Origin of the sequence: Butyrivibrio proteoclasticus P6B7, assembly GCF_000622085.1 — a bacterium.
In the GTDB taxonomy this organism is placed as follows: Bacteria; Bacillota; Clostridia; order Lachnospirales; family Lachnospiraceae; genus Butyrivibrio; species Butyrivibrio proteoclasticus_A.
Genome location: NZ_JHWL01000004.1, coordinates 15,691 through 38,032, shown reverse-complemented (window position 1 = coordinate 38,032; position 22,342 = coordinate 15,691). Strand labels below are relative to the sequence as shown.

General features: G+C 41.7%; 21 protein-coding genes. 6 read left to right on the top strand and 15 right to left on the bottom strand.

Annotated features, from left to right (window positions below):
- Positions 1-27 precede the first annotated feature (27 nt).
- The 6 genes from murD to mraZ are packed head-to-tail and all read right to left on the bottom strand — an operon-like array spanning position 28 to position 6,611.
- Positions 28-1,404 (bottom strand): UDP-N-acetylmuramoyl-L-alanine--D-glutamate ligase, encoded by a 1,377-nt coding sequence (murD, locus tag T541_RS0104865; protein WP_026651627.1) that lies wholly within the window; start codon positions 1,402-1,404, stop codon positions 28-30.
- Between the two features lie 20 nt (positions 1,405-1,424).
- Positions 1,425-2,390, bottom strand: coding sequence for a phospho-N-acetylmuramoyl-pentapeptide-transferase (gene mraY, locus T541_RS0104860; RefSeq protein WP_026651626.1), 966 nt, complete (start codon positions 2,388-2,390; stop codon positions 1,425-1,427).
- 21 nt (positions 2,391-2,411) lie between these two features.
- Complete coding sequence (locus T541_RS0104855) at positions 2,412-4,661, bottom strand: penicillin-binding transpeptidase domain-containing protein (RefSeq protein ID WP_026651625.1); 2,250 nt, start codon at positions 4,659-4,661, stop codon at positions 2,412-2,414.
- Positions 4,662-4,705: 44 nt separating this feature from the next.
- Entirely contained in the window at positions 4,706-5,167 is a 462-nt protein-coding gene (locus T541_RS18845; RefSeq protein ID WP_242840749.1) for a cell division protein FtsL, read from the bottom strand.
- Between the two features lie 57 nt (positions 5,168-5,224).
- Positions 5,225-6,160, bottom strand: a complete 936-nt coding sequence (gene rsmH, locus T541_RS0104845) for a 16S rRNA (cytosine(1402)-N(4))-methyltransferase RsmH (protein ID WP_026651624.1) — start codon at positions 6,158-6,160, stop codon at positions 5,225-5,227.
- Between the two features lie 10 nt (positions 6,161-6,170).
- Entirely contained in the window at positions 6,171-6,611 is a 441-nt protein-coding gene (mraZ, locus tag T541_RS0104840; RefSeq protein ID WP_026651623.1) for a division/cell wall cluster transcriptional repressor MraZ, read from the bottom strand.
- 179 nt (positions 6,612-6,790) lie between these two features.
- Here mraZ and T541_RS0104835 point away from each other — a divergent pair, with 179 nt between their 5' ends.
- Together T541_RS0104835 and T541_RS0104830 are read left to right on the top strand one after the other, a co-directional pair.
- On the top strand, positions 6,791-7,444 hold the full coding sequence (locus T541_RS0104835; protein WP_026651622.1) for a DUF3990 domain-containing protein: 654 nt from the start codon (positions 6,791-6,793) through the stop codon (positions 7,442-7,444).
- 3 nt (positions 7,445-7,447) lie between these two features.
- Positions 7,448-8,083, top strand: a complete 636-nt coding sequence (locus tag T541_RS0104830) for a helix-turn-helix domain-containing protein (RefSeq protein WP_051538093.1) — start codon at positions 7,448-7,450, stop codon at positions 8,081-8,083.
- Between the two features lies 1 nt (position 8,084).
- On the opposite strand, the gene lgt is transcribed toward T541_RS0104830, so the two are convergent.
- The 4 genes from lgt to T541_RS21055 all read right to left on the bottom strand — a co-directional run bounded on the left by lgt (position 8,085) and on the right by T541_RS21055 (position 12,295).
- Entirely contained in the window at positions 8,085-9,074 is a 990-nt protein-coding gene (lgt, locus tag T541_RS18840) for a prolipoprotein diacylglyceryl transferase (RefSeq protein WP_081779857.1), read from the bottom strand.
- Positions 9,075-9,091: 17 nt separating this feature from the next.
- Positions 9,092-10,189, bottom strand: a complete 1,098-nt coding sequence (gene ychF / locus T541_RS0104820) for a redox-regulated ATPase YchF (RefSeq protein WP_026651619.1) — start codon at positions 10,187-10,189, stop codon at positions 9,092-9,094.
- Positions 10,190-10,436: 247 nt separating this feature from the next.
- Positions 10,437-11,972 (bottom strand): methyl-accepting chemotaxis protein, encoded by a 1,536-nt coding sequence (locus T541_RS0104815; RefSeq protein ID WP_026651618.1) that lies wholly within the window; start codon positions 11,970-11,972, stop codon positions 10,437-10,439.
- 179 nt (positions 11,973-12,151) lie between these two features.
- Positions 12,152-12,295 carry a helix-turn-helix domain-containing protein gene (locus tag T541_RS21055; protein ID WP_242840748.1) on the bottom strand — a complete coding sequence of 48 codons (144 nt, stop codon included), beginning with the start codon at positions 12,293-12,295 and terminating at the stop codon, positions 12,152-12,154.
- 318 nt (positions 12,296-12,613) lie between these two features.
- Between T541_RS21055 and T541_RS0104805 the strand changes: the two genes are divergently transcribed.
- From T541_RS0104805 to T541_RS0104795, 3 genes are all read left to right on the top strand, one after another.
- A complete protein-coding gene (locus T541_RS0104805; protein ID WP_081779856.1) occupies positions 12,614-12,949 on the top strand; it encodes a hypothetical protein in 336 nt (111 codons plus the stop codon).
- A 92-nt stretch (positions 12,950-13,041) separates the two neighbouring features.
- On the top strand, positions 13,042-13,503 hold the full coding sequence (locus T541_RS0104800) for a DUF2752 domain-containing protein (RefSeq protein ID WP_026651616.1): 462 nt from the start codon (positions 13,042-13,044) through the stop codon (positions 13,501-13,503).
- Between the two features lie 165 nt (positions 13,504-13,668).
- Entirely contained in the window at positions 13,669-15,273 is a 1,605-nt protein-coding gene (locus tag T541_RS0104795) for a hypothetical protein (protein WP_026651615.1), read from the top strand.
- Between the two features lie 133 nt (positions 15,274-15,406).
- On the opposite strand, the gene T541_RS0104790 is transcribed toward T541_RS0104795, so the two are convergent.
- Genes T541_RS0104790 through T541_RS22050 form a run of 5 tightly spaced genes read right to left on the bottom strand, consistent with a single transcriptional unit; the run spans position 15,407 to position 21,570 of the window.
- Positions 15,407-16,267, bottom strand: coding sequence for a PHP domain-containing protein (locus T541_RS0104790; RefSeq protein ID WP_026651614.1), 861 nt, complete (start codon positions 16,265-16,267; stop codon positions 15,407-15,409).
- A gap of 17 nt (positions 16,268-16,284) precedes the next feature.
- Positions 16,285-16,584, bottom strand: coding sequence for an STAS domain-containing protein (locus T541_RS0104785; RefSeq protein ID WP_155839461.1), 300 nt, complete (start codon positions 16,582-16,584; stop codon positions 16,285-16,287).
- A gap of 25 nt (positions 16,585-16,609) precedes the next feature.
- Positions 16,610-18,163, bottom strand: a complete 1,554-nt coding sequence (locus T541_RS20545; protein ID WP_051538092.1) for a PP2C family protein-serine/threonine phosphatase — start codon at positions 18,161-18,163, stop codon at positions 16,610-16,612.
- A 35-nt stretch (positions 18,164-18,198) separates the two neighbouring features.
- Positions 18,199-19,968: an MATE family efflux transporter gene (locus tag T541_RS0104775; protein WP_026651612.1), complete on the bottom strand. Its 1,770-nt coding sequence runs from the start codon at positions 19,966-19,968 to the stop codon at positions 18,199-18,201.
- Positions 19,969-20,016: 48 nt separating this feature from the next.
- Complete coding sequence (locus T541_RS22050) at positions 20,017-21,570, bottom strand: ATP-binding protein (RefSeq protein WP_197025140.1); 1,554 nt, start codon at positions 21,568-21,570, stop codon at positions 20,017-20,019.
- Positions 21,571-21,775: 205 nt separating this feature from the next.
- Between T541_RS22050 and T541_RS0104765 the strand changes: the two genes are divergently transcribed.
- A complete protein-coding gene (locus T541_RS0104765; protein ID WP_026651610.1) occupies positions 21,776-22,258 on the top strand; it encodes a cyclic nucleotide-binding domain-containing protein in 483 nt (160 codons plus the stop codon).
- The last annotated feature ends 84 nt before the right edge of the window (positions 22,259-22,342 follow it).

Here is a 22,342-nt window from a genome sequence, read left to right as displayed (position 1 = left end):
GACTGATAACCAATCCCCCAATACCAGTTAATCAGCCAGCTTATTGACATACTCCTTGAACTTCTTACCACGAGTCTCGTAATTTGGGAACATATCCCAGCTTGCGCAGGCTGGTGAAAGAAGAACTGCGTCGCCCTTTTCTGCATTCTCTGTACAAAACTTAAGGGCATCCTCATAGGTGTCCATAAATACATATTTGTCAAAGCCGTGCTTCTTGGCACACTCTGCTATCTTTTCCTTAGTCTGTCCGATAAGTACAAGCATCTTAACCTTGTCACCAAAGTTCTCAATCCACTCATCGTACTCACTACCCTTGTCATAGCCGCCGCCAATAAGGATTGTAGGCTTGCACATAGCCTTGATTCCCTGGATGGCAGCATCAGGGTTAGTGCCCTTTGAATCGTTGTAGTAATCTACGCCGCCCTTTGTGGCCACGTACTCAATTCTATGCTCAACTGCCTTGAAGTCTCTTATAACAGAAAGAATTGTTGAAAGAGGTACTCCCATGGCAAGAGCCATAGCTATAGCAGCCATAACATTCTCGATATTGCACATACCAACAAGGTTCATGTCATGAATGTTCATAACTCTTGTGGCATTTCCTGCTGTACTCATGAAGATCTCTTCTCCATCAAGGAAGAAACCGTCAGAGAGCTTTTCTTTTGTTGAAAAATACACAACCTTGGCAGGGCATCTCTTGCCAAAGTCCCTTGTATACTCATTGTCATAGTTAAGAACGCAGGTGTCGTCCTTAGTCTGGTTATTGGTCACATTCTCCTTCATCTGAGCATAGCACTCCATTGTATGGTGCCTGTTCAGGTGATCTGGTGTGATATTAAGGATCGCAGATACGTTGGCATGGAAGTTCTCAACTGCCTCAAGCTGGAAAGAACTGATCTCACCAACTGTTACAGATTCCTCAGTCATCTTAGGTGCAGCCTCTGCGTATGAAACTCCGATGTTACCAACAACATAAACTGAATTGTAGTAAGCCTTCATGATGTCGCCAACAAGTGTGGTTGTAGTGGTCTTACCATTAGTTCCTGTAATAGCAACAACTCTGCCCTTTGCGAAATTGTAAGCAAGTTCAATCTCGCTCCATATGGGAATATTTTTATTCTTGATTCTCATAACTGTAGGTGAATCCAAAGGAACTGCTGGGCTTGGAACTGTAAGAGCAATTGAATCCAGCTCTTCATCGCTGATCTCTCCTACAATAACAGTTGTTTTTTCTTTATCCTCGTCGTGGAGCTTCTTGATGATATCCTCTTTGCTGACCTTGGTATTCTCCTCAAGCATTACAGGAATAGCCCCAACCTGATTAAGAAGCCAGACAGATCCAACTCCGGATAAGCCTGTTCCGATAACTAAAACTTTTTTACCTTTAATTTCTGATGCGTTCATTGTGTTCCACCTTCAAAAAATTATAATCCAGCATATGCAACCATGCATAAAAGCACAGTTACAGCAGTAAATACGTAAACAACCTTGGTCTCAGACCAGCCACCCTTCTCAAAATGGTGATGAATTGGCGCCATTCTGAAAATTCTCTTTCCGTGTGTGATCTTAAAATATGAAACCTGCATGATTACAGAAATAACCTCGAGAGCATATATAAAACCAACAATAACGATAAAGATAGGCATTTGCATAACGTATGCTATTCCAGTTACAAAGCCACCGATTGCAAGTGATCCGGTATCACCCATCATTACTTTTCCAGGATATACATTGTAAACAAGATATCCCATAAGGGCTCCCATCATAGCTGAAGAGATAACCTCTGCACCTGTTGCGCCGTAGTGAATACCTGCAACAGCGAAGAAAAGAGCTACAACAGCGGTCACTGAAGCACAAAGGCCATCAACACCGTCTGTAAAGTTAGTACCATTGGCTGTTCCCAGCGCAATAAAGAAAAGAATCGGAATATTCCAGATCCCAAAATCCAGCATTATATCAGTAAATGGAACTCTCATAGCCAGAGAAAGATCTGTAAATCTCTCAACATAAACTGCGAAAACAATTGATATGATTAACTGTCCAAGAATCTTTTGCCATGCATAAAGGCCCTGATTGTGCTGCTGAACAACTTTGATATAGTCATCAAGAAATCCAATAAGACCAAATCCAAAGGTAAGGATAAGAACCGGAATAACCTCTTTATGAAATGCTCCGTAGCAAACACCAATAATAAACATAGGAGTCAAGAATATGATTCCGCCCATGGTAGGTGTTCCCTGTTTTTTCTTATGGGAAGCAAGCCCTTCTTCTCTCTCAGTCTGCTTAGCCTTAAGCTTTTTAAGCATATTGATAACAGCTGGTCCGATTAAAAGAGCTACCAAAAAAGAAATAAATAATGGAGCTAAAGTTCTTAGAAAATACTCGTTCACGACAATTTCCCTCTTTATCTACTAATTTGAACCAGCAGAAGACGCTTCACCACTGGCTTCTCCCTCAAAATCAGGAAGTGCGTCATCTCCGCCGATCACATTTCCATTTACAGGATCGATAAGATTACCTGTGTTCGGGTCAATATAATACCCCGTTGCAGGGTCTACGTCAAATGACTCCCAAATGGAATTATCCTCAGGTACAGATTCCTCTGTTTCTGTAGATTCTTCCTGGGTTTCCTGAGTTTCTTCTGCATTGCCCTCTTCGCCCTCCTGGGTCTCTTCTGTGGTTGCAACAGGTGGAGTAACCATCTTTTCGCGAAGCTCCTCAAGTTCCTGCTGTTCCTTCTCTGAAAGAGGCTCAGTCATTGGATAGTTAAGGTAAGGAAGCGCCTCTGTAAGAATAGCTCTTACTATTCTTGTAGCATACTTGGCATCGTCCTGAAGAAGTACGTTAGGTCTGTCTACTACCACATAGATAGCGATATCAGGGTCATTTGCAGGTGCATAGCCCATGAATGAAACAACATACTGTCTGTTACCACGAGGAAGAGTCTGGGCTGTACCAGTCTTACCACCTATCATGTAGCCTGCAGGTCTTGCAGTCTTACCAGTACCCTCTTCGCCAGCAACAACCTGGTTACAATACTGGATAATCTTCTCTGAAGTAGTTGCAGAAATGGTCTGTCTTAAGACTCTTGGTTCTACACTCTTAATAGTAGCTCCACTGCTACTTACAACCTTTTTTACCACATGAGGTTCGTAGTAGTAGCCACCGTTAATAAGTGAGGCAAAGCCTGTTATCATCTCGATCATGTCCACGTTGAAGCCCTGTCCAAAGGTATTGGTTGCAAGGTCCGTGGAAGTCATGTTGGAAGCGTTATAAGTAAGTCCCTCTGTTCTGGCTTCTCCAGCCAGGTCGATATTAGTCTTAAGTCCAAAACCAAAGTCCTTCTGGAACTTGGTGAAGTTGGTAACTCCGATAGCCTGACCAATGTACATCATGGCTACGTTACAGGAAACCTCGATACCTCTTTCTACAGATACAATTCCATGTCCGTAGGTATTGTGACACTTAATGTGCCATCCACCAATTTCCAGTTCGCCCAGACAGTTATAAGCTTCGTTACCGGTAATTGCGCCGGTCTCGATACCTGTTGCCACTGTGAAAGGCTTGGCAACTGAACCAGGCTCGTAAGTATCATTGATACAGAAATTCTTCCAAAGAGCATTGTAGTTCTGATAAAGCTGATCATCAGAAAACTCATTTATCATTTCCTCAGTAATATAGACGCCTGAATCAAATACAGACTCGCCAGCTATCTTATTACCCTTCTCATCAACAGAAGGCATTCCGATAAGTGGGGCTGTATCACGAGGATTGTTAAGGTCATACTTAGGATAGCTTGCCATGGCAAGGATCTCACCGGTGTGAATATCCATAATAATGCAGCCCACGTTGTTGGCTCCATTACCCACTCTGGCATTGTTAGCATACTCGTCGTTAAATTCCTGAAGATACTTCTCAACGATAGTCTGAAGGTTACCATCTATAGTAGTTACAATGCTGTCACCATCTGTGGCAGGAATTGTAGTTCTTTCCAAATTGGAATCATCATCAAGATATCCGTACTCTCTTCCGGGAGTTCCGCTAAGAGTATCATTGTAGTATTCCTCAAGACCGTACATGCCGTTGTTATCATTAGAAGTAAAGCCGATAACGTCGCAGGCCAGGGATCCATTAGGATATTTGCGGATGTAGGATGACTCAAACCAAATTCCCTGAATATTGGAATCATAAGTTTCGGTACCAGGTGTTATTAAATCCTGAAATGCACTGATCTGGCCATATGACAGCTTTTTTGCCAATATATAATACTGAGAAGTTGGATGATCATTTAAGTAGGCTCTGATCTCCCCCTGATCCAGACCGAAATTCTGAGAAAGAGCTGTCAAAGTAGGCTCAAGATATTTGTCATCGCGAAGAAGAAGCTTGGCATCCAGAATTACGTTGTATACCTTCTCACTGTATGCCAGCACTGTATTGTTGGAATCAAGGATTTCGCCTCTTCTGAAGGGCAAAGTTACAGAGTCATACTGCTGCTGGGAAAGAACCTGTCTTTCATACTCCTCACCGTTGTTCTTGGTGATCAGAATAAGTCTTACCCCTAATCCAACGAAAGCCAGTAGTACCAATGTAAAAAGTACTACCAGCTTTTTCTTCATTCCTATAGTGAACTTCTGTTTAGATTTCGCTTTTCTTTGCTTCATTTATAACACATCATTTCCTTAATTATTTAAAAGAAAAAACGGTCTTAGTTGCCATCACTCTCTGGAATTGGAGCCACCTGTCTTACGTAGTCGTTTCCACCACCGTCTGAATATGTTATGATCTGGCCTTCTGTAGCATAGGTCATGCCATATTCCTGAATGGCAATTCTCTTAACCTCATCGAGGTCAATGTTACCGTTTGCTCTATTATACGCTTCATCATTGTCCTGTTTCAAATCGTTAAGCTGACTTTCCAGCTCAGCAATATGCTTAACGCTGTTTGTCACCTGGGATTGCAAAGAAATATAAAATGCCAAAGTTCCTACCATAAGCACTATAGCTATTGACAAGAATAAAAGATAGCCAAGGCTCATGTGATGGCGCTTTTTGTGGCTCTTAGGCTCCTGAACATGGACTCTTCTACCGTCATGTGCAGGTTCTTTTACTTTTCTTACTGTGTTTCCGTGAATATATGAAGTTGCCATGTTCATCTCCTTTCTGTACATGTATTGCCTCATCCCCCAGGCTGATACCGCACATTCTTTTGTAACTTTTTTCTACCCTTACACCTTCTCAAAGACTCTCAGCTTGGCGCTTTGAGATCTTTTGTTTTCAGAAAGCTCTGTTTCGCTTGGTAGTATTGGCTTTCTGGTAATAACCTTGCCCTTTGAAACCTTTCCACAGACACAAACCGGGAAGTTAGGCGGGCAGGTACAAGGATTCTCATTAGTTCTGAAATTGTTCTTGGTGATACGATCCTCGAGAGAATGGAATGTGATGACACACAATCTTCCCCCAGGATTCAAAAAATCTATGAACCCATCCAAAGAGTTCTGAAGTACGTCCAATTCTCTGTTAAGAGCTATCCTTATGGCCTGATAGGTTCTCTTAGATGGATGACCACCCTTTTCTCTCATCTTGGCAGGAATTGCAGCCTTTATGATGTCGTTAAGCTCGAATGTAGTCTCTATAGGCTTCTTCTGCCTTTCGATGCAGATGTGCTTGGCGATGTTCTTGGCGAACTTATCCTCGCCGAAATCTCTGATAATATGGAAGATTTCCGTCTCTGAGTAGTCATTGACGATGTCCCTGGCAGTTAAGACCTGTCTCTGATCCATTCTCATATCAAGCGGAACATCTTCCTTATAAGTAAAGCCCCTTTCAGCGTTATCAAGCTGATAGGACGAAACTCCAAGATCCAAGAGGATTCCATCAACGCCTTTAACTCCAAGGGTCCGCAGTCTCGTGACTGCATTCTCGTAGTTATCTCTTATGATGGTCACTCTGTCTTTAAAGGGTTCAAGTCTCTTGGTGGCCGCCTTGATAGCATCCTCATCCTGATCCGTTCCATATAAATGGCCGCCATCAGTGAGCCTTTCTGCTATGTGAAATGAGTGTCCGGCACCGCCCAAAGTTCCATCAAGGTATATGCCGTCAGGCTTAATATTCAGATTGTCCAGGCACTCCTGTAGGAGCACTGAATAATGTTTAAATTCCATCAGATTCCTCTTAAATACTCAAACCGTACTCACTCATCTTGGCAGCGATTCCATTAATGTCATCAAATGTGCTAGCCTTCTCCCACTCAGCCTTACTCCAGATCTCGGCTCTATTACCAACACCGGCAATAACTGCCTCCTTCTCAATGCCTGCATGCTGCAGGAGATTGGCTGGTAAAAGAATTCTTCCCTGTTTATCAAGCTCAGCGTCAATGGCTCCAGCAATAAAGAATCTTCCAAGCATTCTGGCCTCTGGCTTATCCATAGGCAGCGCCTGGAGCTTCTCCTCAAAGTGGTTCCACCCCTCTTCAGAGAACACAAAAAGGCATCCGTCAAAACCTTTGGTAACCACAAATTGTTCTCCCAAAAGTTCGCGGAATTTAGCAGGAATTATGAGTCTTCCCTTAGCATCAATGGAATGACTATATTCACCTTTAAATGCTGTTCCCACTTATCTACCACTTTCATCCACTTTTTGACACTTTTTACCACCTAAATGTATTATAGAGCATTTTTTTTCATCAAACAATAGCTTTTTTCTAAGGATTTTATAAAAAGTTACAGAATTGTTGCAGAAATACTTCTAGAGAGTTATACTTAATATAACTCTACAGAAGTATAGGAGTAAAAATGAAAAAAATAGATCTTTATCACGGCTCTGATATGATTATCAAAAGGCCAGAACCAGAAAAAGGAAAAAAACATAACGATTATGGTCAGGGGTTTTATTGCACCAGACACATTAAACTAGCCAAGGAATGGGCTGTAGACAGCAACAGAGACGGCTATGTCAATCACTATTCTTTTGATATGTCAGGACTAAAGGTTCTTGATCTGGGTTCAGAGGAGTTCAATATCCTTAACTGGATAACTATTCTTCTGGAACACAGAATCACCAGAATGAATGGCCCAATAGCTGAACAGGGCTTAGCATATCTAACCTCCCACTATCATGTGGATCTGTCTGACGCAGATGTTGTTATTGGATACAGAGCTGATGATTCCTACTTTTCTTTTGCAAGAGCCTTTATATCTAACACTATCAGTGTTGAACAGCTGGAACAGGCAATGTACCTTGGAGAATTAGGCAATCAGTACTTTCTAAGAAGCCCAAAAGCATTCTCCCACTTATTCTTTATAGATGCAGAGACTGTGGATCACTCCACATACTACCCTCTCAAACAGGGAAGGGATGAACTTGCGCGTAATAACTACAATGAACTAACCTCTTCTATTGATTATTCAAAGGGTACTTATCTGATTGATTTAATAAGAAAGGGATAAATCATGTACGCATATAATCAAATGTATCTTGATGATGCAATGCACAATTTAGCAGAGGCCCTGGAAGCAGCCAAGTTGAGACTTAATATCACTCTGGATTCATTCATGCACATGTTTATTTGTTCAGGAATCGCTTCACAATTCGAAATCGGTAATCCCAAATATGTGTCTGGGATGTCAGGCACTGAGCTTGTCAACGAAGTACTCTTAAAAACCTATGGGTCAGATGCAGATACTCTTGGTAACTGCAAATACAGTGATCCCACTCCAGAATACTGGACAGGATGGGTTCTTGCTTATTATCAGTGGTTTAGTGGAAAGACATTTAAGGATATTCAGAAAGCTATGCCAATTGAGGAACTTGTGGACAAATACCACCCTTTTCATGAAGGAGACGAAACCCTCGTGGTGGAATATATAGACAGGCGCTTTCTTGAACAGTCCCAAATAAACAGACTCAAGGCCTACAGGAAGCTGATTGGCCTTTCTCAAAGCGAGCTTGCCAAGGCTTCAGATGTTAATCTCAGGACCCTTCAGCAATATGAAATAGGGGCAAAAGACATAAAAAAAGCCTCTACAGCTACAGTCATAGCGCTTAGCAAAGCACTAAAATGTAGTGTAGAGGACTTAGTTAACTAAATTATTCTTCGGAATCATCAGAATCTTCTGCTTCTGATGATTCTTTTTTATCTGTATCTTCGGATTCGGTATCTTCTTTCTTGTCAGTATCTTCTTTCTCAGTATCTTCTGATTTCTCTGTAGCTACTGCTTTGGAAAGCTTAACTCTCACAACAATATCCGTAATCACAGCTGCCACAAACAGACAAATACCAAGCACCTGTGAAACAGGAATTGTGGTGCCATGGATTCTGAGCTGGTCAGTTCTAAGGTTCTCGATCCACGCTCTTCCAAGACCATAGCCTCCAAGATAAAGAAGGGTTACCTCTCCATTGAACTTCTTACGCTTTGTATAAAGGATCATAAGAGTAAGAAGGCACAGATTCCAAAGGCTTTCATACAGGAAGGTTGGACTAACCTGGATGTAATTGGTGCCTTCGGTCATATGCTGCTGCATAAGGGCTGTGATTTCGCCGCCTCTGACCATCTCAGTAGGGATTCTCATAGCAAAAAGACCGTTTGTATATTCACCAAAGGCCTCTCTGTTAGTGAAGTTCCCCCATCTTCCAATGAGCTGACCAAGAACCAGTCCATACATTGCAGTATCTGAATATTCGCAGAAGTTGTAGTTCTTTATCTTCAGGAAGATCGCTGCTGTAAGGAAGCCAGCAATAATACCACCGTAAATGGCAAGTCCGCCATTTCTTATCTGAAGAATGCTTATTGGATTGTCCTTATAATATTCCCAGGAGAAAAAGACATAATAAAGTCTTGCTCCAATGATTGAGAAAATAATAATGTAAACAGCTCCATCCCAATACTTATCAGGATCCTGACCAGTTACCTTGGCCATTTTGGATATAAGCATAAGAGCCATAAAAAATCCAAATCCAATGATCACACCATACCAGGCTATTGTGAAGCCAAAGACAGTGAAGTTCTTAGGGACATTGTGCAGATACAAATGCAGATTAGGGAAAGCAATGTCCATTTTATCCATTAAGTCTGGCATTAGATATTCCTCCCAAATCAGACATTAAATCTAAAGAGAATTACATCTCCGTCCTGAACCACATACTCTTTACCTTCCATGCGGACAAGACCCTTTTCCTTAGCTGCTGAAAGTGAGCCCTCACGAAGAAGATCCTCGTAGTTAATAACCTCAGCCTTGATGAAGCCTCTCTCAAAGTCAGTATGAATCTTACCTGCTGCCTGAGGAGCCTTTGTTCCAATCTTGATTGTCCAAGCTCTTGTCTCATCCTCACCAGATGTAAGGAAGCTCATAAGACCAAGAGTCTTGTAGCTTGCTGCGATGAGCTTATCAAGACCTGACTCAGAAAGACCAAGGCTCTCAAGGAACTCAGCCTTCTCGTCCTCATCAAGTTCAGAAATCTCAGCTTCAATCTGAGCACTAATTACAAATACTTCGCTTCCAGACTTAGCTGCAAGCTCTCTAACTGCTGCAACGTACTTATTAGAAGCACCATCATCAGCAAGATCCTCATCCTTAACGTTAGCAGCGTAGATAACAGGCTTCCATGTAAGAAGATCCAAGCTGTTTACAAATGCTCTGTCATCATCGTCATCAATTTCAAGTTCTCTTGCCATCTTGTTATCTTCAAGTGTGGCCTTGATCTTCTCTAAGATCTCAAGCTCTTTTGCTGCTGACTTGTCCATACGAGCAAGCTTAGCAACCTTTGCAATTCTTCTCTCAAGAACCTCAAGGTCAGCAAAAATAAGCTCAAGGTTGATAGTCTCGATATCTCTTGCAGGATCTACTGATCCATCAACGTGAACTACGTTAGTATCCTCAAAGCATCTAACTACGTGCACGATAGCATCTGTCTCACGAATGTTAGCAAGGAACTGGTTTCCAAGACCTTCACCCTTTGAAGCTCCCTTAACAAGTCCTGCAATATCAACGAATTCAATTGTTGCTGGTGTAACCTTCTTAGAATGATAAAGATCTCCAAGAAGCTTAAGTCTCTTATCTGGCACTGCAACCACACCTACGTTAGGATCAATTGTTGCAAATGGATAGTTTGCAGCAAGCGCTCCAGCGTTTGTAAGTGAATTAAAAAGTGTACTCTTTCCAACGTTAGGTAAACCTACGATTCCTAGTTTCATTTTCTATGTATCTCCTTCTAAAAATGCTTTATTTAAGCCATTTGTTATCTCAGCTCGTTGTACCGAGTGCCACGCCGGGCACCATTTTTGTATTAATTATGCGTTATGACACATTGTGACATAAAAATAGTCCTGACACAGCGAATATATATTACCATGTCAGGACGGATTTGTAAAAACATGCAGTGACTTTTCCGGCACAGCGCTTCATTTTTAGAAGGCACAGTCTTTTGACACTTACATCTTTTTAATTATTTAGAAGACGATTAATCTCATCAACCATGTCATTGATTGCACTAGCCTGCTGTGCAACATGCTCAGTATTTGTAGCATTGTTTCCAGCCATGGTACTGATAGCCACAAACTGCTCGTTCTCACTTCTGATACTCTCTGCGATATTCTGGTTAATCTCAACAGTTTTCTTGATGATTTCTGACTGGCGTTTATGTGCCTCATTCATCTCTTCAATTGCATTAACCGAATCATTCAGCATTGTAGTCATTTCACTTATGTCGCCAAATACTGTCTTAAACTGTTCATTCTGTTCAGCAAGCTTATTGGCATTTATCTCAACCTGTCCTGTAATCTCTTCTACGTTCTTCTGAACTCTTTCAATTATTGCACCAACGTCCTTAAGTGAGCTCTGCGTGTTTTCTGCAAGCTTACCAACTTCAGTTGCTACAACAGCAAATCCTTTTCCAGCATCACCCGCTCTTGCGGCCTCAATTGAAGCATTAAGAGCAAGAAGACTTGTTGATGACGAAATTCCCTGAATAAGTTCAAGCGTTGTTCCAATTTCTTCTACTGCCTTTAGAAGTCTGTCTGCAATATCTGTTGTAACTGCCATAGAATCAGAAACTTCCGAATTTATTCCCTGAAGATCATTTAATGATTTCTCATTTTCTTTTGACTTCTTAAGAAGGTTGTCAGATGTCTTCTCAACAGTCTCAACATTTTCTTCTACAATGCTTGCGCAATCATTAAGCTCTGACAAGTTTGCCATACTCTCATCTGCTTTATTACCAAGAATATTACTGTTTTTAACAAGCTCATCACTTGTTGCTGATAGCTCTTCTGCTGAAGCGCTCTCACTTGATGAGATATCCAAAAGAGTTGTTCCAGCAGTTACCATCTTGGAAGATATTGAACGAACAGCATCCATAACACCTGTAACACGCCTGTTGTTCTCTTCAAGCTCATCCTTTTTGGCAGTAATCAAAAAGTGTGAAACAAAGAATAAGAACATTACAAGGCCGGCTAACGAAAGCACAAGACCTACAACACACATGATTACATCTGTAATAAAGAGTTCGTCTTTTACTGGCAAAAGAGCTGTGCCTCTGACAAACCATGCAATAAACATAGAAACAATACAAATACTGCCGGTAACGGACAGTAGCTTAATATCCATAAAGAATCCGATAAGTATCAGGAAGAAACATAAAAATCCCCAGAATGTTCTGGTCGGAACCATGTAAATAATGTAGTTCCACTGAATGATAAGAACAACAGAGCAGAAAATCTTTCCTATTTGAAGTTTTCCATCTTTTAAATATCCATCTTCATCAAATGAAGACTTAAGAATCAGCATTCCTGTAATAAAGAAACACACATCCATGATACCGAAAATTATTACTGCGATCCAAGGGATAACCTGATAAAAGCCAATTGTCTTTTCTACTATGAACATTGCTGTAGCAAACATACAGGCCGATACCAGTGCAGTAATACCCCATTTAAAAACCGCAGACAGGTATACTTCAAAAGCAGATTTTTTATTCATTGATAATTACCTCCTGAGATAAATGGTTTATGTTAACTAGATTGCCACAACTATTTTACTAAATTTCGCAAATTCTCATAAGTAAATATCTCTGAAATTATTATTAAAAAACTCTGCATTGAAATGAATTATTTATTTCACCTTGTATTACCTGTCTTTCCAGCATTTAATTGCATTCGTTATTTAAAATTTACTAAAATCCATTCACCTTTTTTATTTGAGCCCACTCTCTTGACTACGCCCTTTTCAATCAGCTTTTGTAGTTCTCTTTTAACAGTAGCTTCAGAGCAGCCAAGTTTGTCTCCCATCTCTTTTCTTGTCATATCAGATCTCTAACGAAGTAAATCTATAATTTGCTGCTCCCTTTTTTTCAATTTTATCGGGTCATTTATCGGGTCATTTATCGGGTCATTATTACTCTTTTTCTATCACCTTCAAGAGTTGTTTTTATCCCTTCCTCTATTGTGCAGTTCCCACAGCTTCTGTCGTGTTCTGTAGAATGCCATGCTTTTTTGAAAGCATCGACCTCAATTTTTAAGCCTGCTTTCATATTTGCTTTTAGTAATATCCTTAATTGCGTTTATATATGTACTTATTAATGATATAATCTCTTTATATTCATATTCTAAGGAGGTTATTAAATGGATACTAACAACACACCTAATCAGGAACCAGTAAATAACCAGCAGCCTGTGTATAATCAGCAGCCTGTATATAACCAACAGCCTGTTTACGCACAGCCGCCGCTTGATCAGCCTGTATCTGTAGGCGATTGGGTTCTATCTCTCTTTTTAATAGGCCTTCCATGTGTAGGTATCATCCTTCTATTTGTCTGGGCATTTGGAAGCAACACTCCTAAGTCAAAATCCAACTGGGCCAAGGCTCAGCTTATATGGCTTGCAATTGCTATCGTTCTGATGATCATCGTTTATGCTCTGGCAGGCGCAGCAATCCTGGCTTCAATGAATAGCTATTAATTAAAATTCACCTGGTAAAGCCTGCAATGGCTTTATCAGGTGTTTTTTATTTCTCTAAAAATGTTTCTCGTTTTCTATATGAGGCCCAAACCATGAAACTAGTACTAAAGCGCATCTACAACGACATCTACGCAAACAGAATTCCCATCATGGCACTATCAGTAATAATTCTGTCTTTGCATCTTATCTTCCATCACGTGTGCCCTGTGGTTCTTCTGACTGGTTTTCCATGCCCAGCCTGCGGACTTACCAGAGCCTTTTTAGCGTGCTTTTCCATGCATCCAGTGGCAGCCCTTTCATATAATCCCGCATATCCACTGTGGCTTGCAGCTATATTTGTTTTTATTGTAAAAAGATATTTCTTAAATCAGAAGCATACTAAAAGCTTCAGATATCTCTTTCTAACAGTAATCATCATGACTATTCTTGTATATATCCATCAATTAATCTACGTCTTCCCAAGCCATTCTCCCATGTCATACTCCAGCGACAATCTTATGGCCACTATCCATCCTGAATATGATCAGCTGATTCAGAGAATCATCAATAAGTAAAACTCAAGTTTCATCAGCATTTTCGCACTATCCCCATCTGCCAGGCCGCGAATTTTAAGCATTCTCCGATTCTTTATTTCAGATAAATAAATTAATCTTGAAATAAAATTATCTTTGTGTTATTTTTTTAACTCGGGGATTTTTTTAGATGGAGGAAATGAAAAAATGTACAATAAGAAACTTATAAATCTTACAGCTGTAGTAATTGCTATGTCACTTGCGCTTACTCCAGCAATGACTGTATGCGCTGAGGATACACAAGCACCTGAAAACACTTGGGAGAAGAATTCAGGTGAAGTAGTTGTAAACACAGGCGATGTAACAAACAATTCCAGCCAGTGGTCAGCAGTATATGCTGAAGGCGAAGGAACTGTAGTCGTTGAAAATGGTAACGCAACAAACGAAAGCGACGAGTGGCGCGCAACCTGTGCTCATACAAATGGAACAGTTGAAATTACTGGCAATGCAGAAGGTGGCAGAGGCGCTGTTTCTGTAAATGATGGCACAGTAGTAGTAGACGGAAATGTAACAGGAAGAACAGGTTCTGGCCTATATGTTACAGAAGACAGTTATATGATTGTAGATGGTGACGTAACTGGCGGCGCTAATGTTGATCAGACCAGCGGAGTTGATGGAATCTACACAGATGGCTCATCAACAGTTATAGTTGAAGGAAATGTTACTGGTGCTGACGATGGTGTCACTGTAGTAGTTACTGACCTCAACGGTGAGACAAAGTGCGCATGCACAACTTGCAGCGCTAACCCATGCACATGTGATTCAAACACAGGTGATAACAAGAACATCGTTGTAGTTGAAGGCACAATCAAAGCAAATGATAAGGGTGTTTATGTTGAAAAGAAAAATGACGAGCTTATAAACTGCAACATCCCTACTATCGTAGTTTATGAGATTGATGCTCCTACTGCAGTTGCAGGTAACACAGAAGAGGTAACCAAGTACCTTGAGGAGCACGTTCAGTATATCGTTAAGAACACAACTTCTGCTGGAATCAGAGAGGTTTATGGTCTTAACCACACAACAGTAACAAAGGTTGAGTCTATCTCAGCAGATGTTGCTAACCAGACAGCAACAAAGAACGAACAGAAAGAAACACTTCTCACGACTACTCTTAACAAGGCATTTAAGGTAGCTGTTGAGAATGGCTATGAGCTTTCAGCTGGTGACAACGTGGAGATGGTTGATCTTGGCGGCGGTGTTTACAGCATCAGACTTACAAACAACAATGGTGGAATCACACTTGTAGCAAGACTTGTTCAGGTTGCTACTCCAGTTGCTACAACTACTTCTGCTCCAGCAAATAACGGTGGTTCTTCAGAGACACACGAAGAGTCACAGGAAGAAGCTCCAGCACTCTTTGCTATCTTCTCAGTTGCAGATGGCAACCTTCCAGAGGTTCTTGGCGCAGTTCGTGGCGGCGAAACAGCAGAAAGCGTTGTAAGACCTGTTGCAACAGTAAAAGCTAGCGGAAACCTTACAGCACTTCAGTATAAGAGAGCATTCATCGACACAATCAAGAACGCTCCAGAAAATGCACTTGTAAGACTTGAGACATCTGTTTCATACTGCATCGACAAGGAAATGATGGAAGCACTTGCATCACGCCCAGACGTTGAGCTTAACGTTATCTTCCCTGTTGCCAACGAGAAAGTATCAGTTACTGTTCCAGCTGGCTACGATGTAATGAGTCTTCTTGATGAGAACGGATATTGCGGATTCCTTTACCTCAACTCCGTTTTCAACAAATAATTTAATTTGCTATAATCCAAATTTTTATAGACACATAGAAACCTCCCGAGTTCCTTGGAACCAGGGAGGTTTCGTGTTTTTCATATCACTAATCTAATTCATTTATCAATGTATCTCAATTATCTAATAATCCTCACACAACTGCTTCTATAAATCTCACTAGCTCAGGCTCAAGCTCATCATAGTTAATAGCCCCCACATCTCCAAGCTCCACCATCTTATTCTTTCCGTGATAGTCGGAGCCTGCGGTAATGTACAGATTATTCTCTTTTGCCAAAGAAATCACGCTGGCAGTAAGCTTAGGTGCAAAGCCGGAATAATGAGCCTCCAGTCCCTGAAGCCCCATGTCCATCAGGAACTGAACTCTGGAAGCCAGGTCAAATCCAAGAATCAGCTGATCACCGCTACCGTAGCATGGGTGCGCCAGAACCGGAATACCACCTGCTGCCTTTATAGCCTCGATAGCTTCTCCTGGAGTCAGATACTCCGTGGCAAAGCGCTTCTTGTTGATAAACTCCTTAATGGCCACTTCCTTAGATGGCGCAAATCCAAGCTTTACCATAGTATTTCCAATATGGGGCTTTCCTGGATTATCAAGACCGTACAGATAATCAATATCCTCTTTAGGAAACTCAAAACCAAACTCAGACTTAAGAAAAGCCAGCCTGTTATCAAGCTTGTGAAGTCTTAGTTTATGGCCCTTTTCCACAAGGGATACAATTGCATCGCTGTCTGGATCATAGTTGTAGCCCAGGATATGGTATTTGCCGCCCTCATCCTTGCAGGAAAACTCAGCGCCGCACACGAACCTTACGTCCCTGGAAGACACAAGCTCTTTTAACTCCTTACACCCCTTAATGGCATCATGATCTGTGACAGCAAAAAGATCTATGCCCTTCTCCACCACCTTATCAAGAATCTCAGCCGGCGTATCCGTTCCGTCTGAAACGGTTGTATGCATGTGAAAATCAAATTTCCTGATACCTTCTGTCATTAACTGATCTGCTCCTTTTATACTATTGTAAGAATATCAAGGAATCCTGTTACCTCGAAAATCTCCTTTATAGTATCACTGACGCCGGTAATCTTCATCTCACCCTGCTTAGACATAGCTTTCTGAGCCGCAAGAAGAACACGAAGTCCTGCAGAAGAAATATATGAAAGCTCTGAAAAATCAAACAACAGCTCTTTTACGCCCTCCAAGGAATCCATGATGCTCTTCTCAAGCTCAGGAGCAGTCACTGTATCAAGTCTTCCCTCCAGCGCAAATACTGTCTTTTCTCCTGTGATCTCTTTGTTAATATTCAACATGTGTTTCCCTCCTCTTAACCTCACATCAGTTGTCTGACTTCCCAAATTCTCCAAAATACCTGAAGGTAAGCATGGTGATATCGTCAAACTGCGGTGCATCCTTAACAAAGGACGATATCTCTTTTCTTATATTGTCATCAAGCTTCCTGGCAGAAGCATTTGGTTCAATATTAAGGGCATCAACCAGCCTGTCCTCTCCGAACAGCTTCTTGTCCATGTTCATGGCCTCAGTTACGCCGTCTGTGTAAAGATAAAGGCAGTCGCCGGGATTAAGAGTCATCTCTCCCTCTCTGAAATGAAGGCCCTCCATGGTGGCAAGAGGCGGTGAATGCTTTTCCTTATCCACAACAAACTTGCCGCCTCTTCTGCGAATGATGGGGTACTCATGTCCTGCATTGGCATAGGCAAGGCTTCCTGTGGATATTGTCAGAACTCCAAGCCACACCGTCACAAACATCTCAAGCATGTTGCCATCGCAGAGCTGGTCATTAACCTTTTCAAGGATAAGTCCTGGCTTTTCTCCATCATCCGCCAGAGTCTGGTTCTTAAGAATAGTCTTGGCTATCATCATGAAAAGAGCTGCCGGCACACCCTTTCCGGATACATCAGCGATAGTAAGGGCTATGTGGTCATCATCAATAAGATAAAAATCATAGAAATCTCCGCCAACCTCTCTGGCTGCGGTCATTGAAGCATAGAGGTCAAATTCCTTTCTCTCAGGGAAAGGCGGAAAGATCCTTGGAAGAACATTTTCCTGAATGCCCTTAGCCAGGGTCATATCTCTTTCTGCTGCTGCCTTCTCTCTTCCCTGCATAACATTAAGAACGCAGTACATAAGAAGGATTACAAGCATCACAACTCCGGAAATAACAGAAATTCCATATATTGGCAGGGTCAGCGCAGATACCACCAGTGGCGCAATGCCGTACATAAAGAAGGTAACCACCTGATAAACCTGAAGATGCTTTCTCTCTAAGATGATCATGACAAGGGTCACGATCATGCCACCAAAGGCATAGATCATGGACACTCCATAGTACTGACTTCTTGAATAGATGCCCTCTGCAGATACAGTAAAGTAAACTCCTGTAAAGAGATTTGTGACTCTCATGAAAAGAGCTATGGCAAGTCCCACTTTAAAACCAATATCCGCAAGCTTTATGCTCTTTTTATCCACTTCTAAGAAGGTCTTGGCATAATTCCAGAAAAAGAAAGCCTCAAAAGGAGCACACATATAATAGAGCGTGTTATCAAGGACATTGAGCCAGATGTATTTCTCAACGCCGTCCACAAGCCAAGCCACCGCGTCGCAGAAGGTCCCAAGGAATGCGGCATTCAAAAGATATAACAGCCACTTAAGGTTAGAACCTGTCTTCTGAACATCGATGATACAACAGATAAACAGCACATATCCTGCAAGCATGGCAAATATATCGCCGCTTATATTAAACACATAGATGGGCTTAAGCTGGTCAAGCCCCCTAATGTACAGAAGCTGCGCTGCAATAAGAATCAGAAACAAATATACTACTGTGGCAATAATCGCCGTATTCTTTTGTCTCTTAGTAATAAAACTCATGAAACTCTCCAAATAGATTCATTATAGATTCCGCATCAAACCTTAATAGTAAGGAAGTTAAGTCCCAGAATATTCTGATACTGCACATCACTGGCCACCTTGAAGATCATACGGATACCCATGTTCTTTGTAGGATCATCATTTTCTGTGATCTTCTGTCTCTCGCGAGGGTCAAATGGCACGCAGTCATCCTTAAGTCGCAGAATAACGTCATCGTCCTTGTGGACCACGCGGATATCCACAGAATGGGTCTTTTTATCCTTGGTAAAGCCGTGCTCTACGATATTTCCAGCCATTTCCTCCATGGAAAGTCCCGCCAGATAAGACCTTCTCTTATCCACACCTCTCTTTTTACAGAACTCCTGAACCTGCTCAGCCACGCTGGTAACCTCTTCGATGCTCTTAACGGAAATGTCCATTCTCTCATCATCAGAGGCTCCGAAGTCATCAGGCATAGCCATGACATCCGCCATATTGCGAGGAATTCTCTTTATCTGGGTTATGGAATAGATCACAAAGGTAAGTGTGACAACCACTCCGTTTAATACATTAGCGATGTATACAGAGGCCATTCCAAGAGGCTTTATCAAAAGAGCTGTAAATGCAACCACGCAGATAACGCCATCAAGAGCAGTCATAATGTGGAGAATAACGTGCTTCTCCAAAGCGTGGGCATAGCATACATAGTGCATACACAGAATAGAAAAGCACATGCAAAGCGGAAGAATCCTAAATCCCATAACGGTGTAGCCATATACAGGTGCTGAAGGATCCTTGAAAAAGAGCTTTGTAAATGGTTCTGCACAGGCAATGATGCCCACAACAAATACCATCATTATAGGAATATATCTGTAGAACATTGTTCTCATTACATCGATCAGAGTCTGCCTGTCCTCTTCACCAGTGGCAACGCTGATAAGAAGTCTTGATACTGCGATCATTCCCGCAGGAATAGCCCAGAACAGTCCCATCAGGTTATTGGCAGCCGCAAAGGCAGATACGCCGGCGCTTCCCACAAAGGCCAGCAGCATTTTGTTAACTGCAATTCCCCTTAGGGTCTGATAGATATTTGTCTCAGCACCAGGGAATCCGCAGCTTACGATATTCTTAAACTCAGTAAGATCAAGGGATTTGTAATCATATTTGTAATAGGACTTGCCAAGGATAAAGTAGATTGCTTCAATAAAGCAGAACACCCACATACCAAGTGCAGAAGCAAGGGCCAGTCCCAAAGCTTCCATGTGGAGTTTTTGAACAAATAAAACATTAAGGATCAGGTTAGCTACGATATATCCAACGCTGGCAATAACTGAAAGTCTCTGTTTATTCTCCATGGATAAAAAGATGGTCAGCTGATTGCCGATGATAAAAGGAAGGATTCCCACAGCGTTACCGATAAGGTAGATGTTAAAGATAGGCTGAATCACCTCATCTCTTGTAAAGAAAGAAGTGAGACTAAAGATTCCCATCACCAAAAGAAGTAATGTGAAGATAATAGACAATGCCACAGATAACACAATATCCAAAGTAAAGATGTTCTTTACCTTGGCATGGTCGTTCTGTCCTACGTACTTACCAGCAAGAAAGGCTGCGCCTCCCACAAGAACCGTACTGCAAGCTCCGATCAGCATATTGATAGGACCATAGAGACCCACAGCACTCATGGCATCTACGCCCACATAGTTACTGGCAAAGTAAGTAGATACGATTCCATTTATCGTAACGATTATGGCAAACAATACCTGCACAGGAAGTAACCTTAGCATGGTCCTCTGGATCATCTTAGCATTTGACTTGGCATCCATAATTATCTTCTCTCCTTGCTCTTTAAATAAGCTATTCAAAGACTATAGTCAGATGTTCTTTTTAAGCGTTAAGATGTTACTTCCATCCTTGTATTCGTAATTCACGTCGTCCATGGTCTTCTTGGTCATGAAGATTCCAAGACCTCCGATTTCCCTCTCCTCAGCAGAAAGAGTCACATCCGGATCCTCCTTAGCCAGCGGATCATAAGGCTTTCCGTGGTCTATAAAGGTTATGGATACACAGACCGGATCATCTGATATCTCCACCTGTACCACAGCAATGCCCGTCTCCGGCTTATAAGCGTAGTTTGCGATGTTTACAAAGATCTCTTCCACCGCCACCTCAATCTGCATGGAAGCCTTTGGAGGACAGTCAACGGTGCTTAGCTTATCCTGTACAAAGTCCTGCACCAAAGGAAGGTTATCCACAGTTGCCTCAATCACCAGCTCATTGCAGGTAAATGTAAGGGAATCAGTCTTATCCACCAGCTCTGTCAGCTCTTTTGTCCAAAGATCTATCTCTGCCTTGCCCTTTTCTGTCTCATTGAGCTTTCTTCTGATGGACCTTCTGATCATTCTGGTATAGCCGATGATTCTTGCCTTATCCTCAATGTCCTTAAGCCTGTTCTCATCCTCTGTGCCAAAATAGGCTGCCAAGAACTTCTTCCAGAAGGTAATTCCGGTATCATAGCTGATTCCAAGGAATTTTTCGATATCGTCATGGTCCACCTCGTAGTAGCCCACCATGGCGTTGAATATTGACGCCAGCTCAATGATTGGATGGCCCACAGAAAGGGTATCCATATCTATCAAAAGAACTTCATCGTTCTGTAACTCTAGATTCTTAACATGATAATCACCGTGGATCATGTGATCATCCACAGGAATTGCCTCAATAAGCCTTATAAGCTTAGCTCCCTCTTCCTTTGGAAGGTACTCTGCCGTGAACTTAGCCCAGTTAATGGCTGTTTCTCTGGCATCAGGAAGCTTTCCCTTAGGAACCAGGGTACTGTGAATCTTTTTAAGCATTTTAACGTACTCTTCCACGCACCAGTCCAGTTTATCCGGCTCTGTTGCCAGGATTTTGGAAAAAGATCTGGCATTTAACAGCTCAAACACGGAACCGTAGCTGTCACCAACCTTAACCACGTCATAGGAAATCGCTGTGGGAATACCAAGAACCAGGGCAATCCTGGCCACCTCCCTCTCATGCTTGATATCGTCAAGGGCATCAGGGTTGTTGTACACCTTTACAACATTATCCTGGTCAATACGATAGATAGAGCCGTTGGCACCTCTTCCGATCTGCTCACAGCCCTCAATAGAAACGACTCTGTAGGCTTTCTCCACATCCATCATCTCTGTAAAGCCAGTCATATCAAGAATCTCATAGACCTCAGAGCTTACCCCTGTGATCTTAAGACCCTTATACTGCTTCTTGAGATGAAGAATAATGCGAAGTCCTGCACTGGAAATATATTGAAGAGCAGACGCATTAAGTTCAAGGTCATCACCTTCATAGCCTTCAAGCTTAGATAATATGGAATCTTCAACGTCTTTAGCATTGCCAGAATCAATCCTGTCCTTTAATTCAATGACCATATAATCTCTCCATCCTTTCTGCATCTGCGAAGTCACAAAGTCTACTATTCTAATTTTACCATTCTTTTTGCTTTTATGTTTGGTTTTTCATTTATTTTTTAATGGATACTTATATCATCCTTAGTTTATAATGATACTTAGATAAAAAAGTCTATATTTCGCCAGGATGATTATTATATCTGGTGTTCATAACGGAGGATATACTATGCTTACTAAGGTCCCCGAAGGAACAATTATTCTCAGAGAAAATGAAGTAAATATGGATATGTACAAGATTGTAGACGGCCATGTGGAGGTATACAGTGGCTATGGAACTGATAGTGAGGCTATCCTTAGTGTTCTTGGAAAGGGCTCCTATTTTGGAGAAATCGGACTTCTTGCCCAAAAGCCTGCAATCTATACTGTGATTGCCTATGATGACGTTCTGCTTATGCGAATCACCATGGACGATATAGATGAATACATCAAGGCCAACTATCACGATATCTTCCACATAATGCAGCACATGGCAGAAACCATGTATAATCTCAAGTACTCTATGGACATGGTCATAGGAGATTTCGAGCTTAGAGACAAAGTCTACGAAAAGAAAGAATACAAAGCCTACTTCTCCAAAATGTTTGCAAAGTACAACGTTACCAGCTCTCCTATCACTTCTCCAAAGAGGAATGTCACCTATAAAGAATAGAGGAAGTCACTGGGGACGGTTCTGATTGACTCATTGCAAGCAATGAGTCAATCAGAACCGTCCCCAGTGACTTAGAACCGTCCC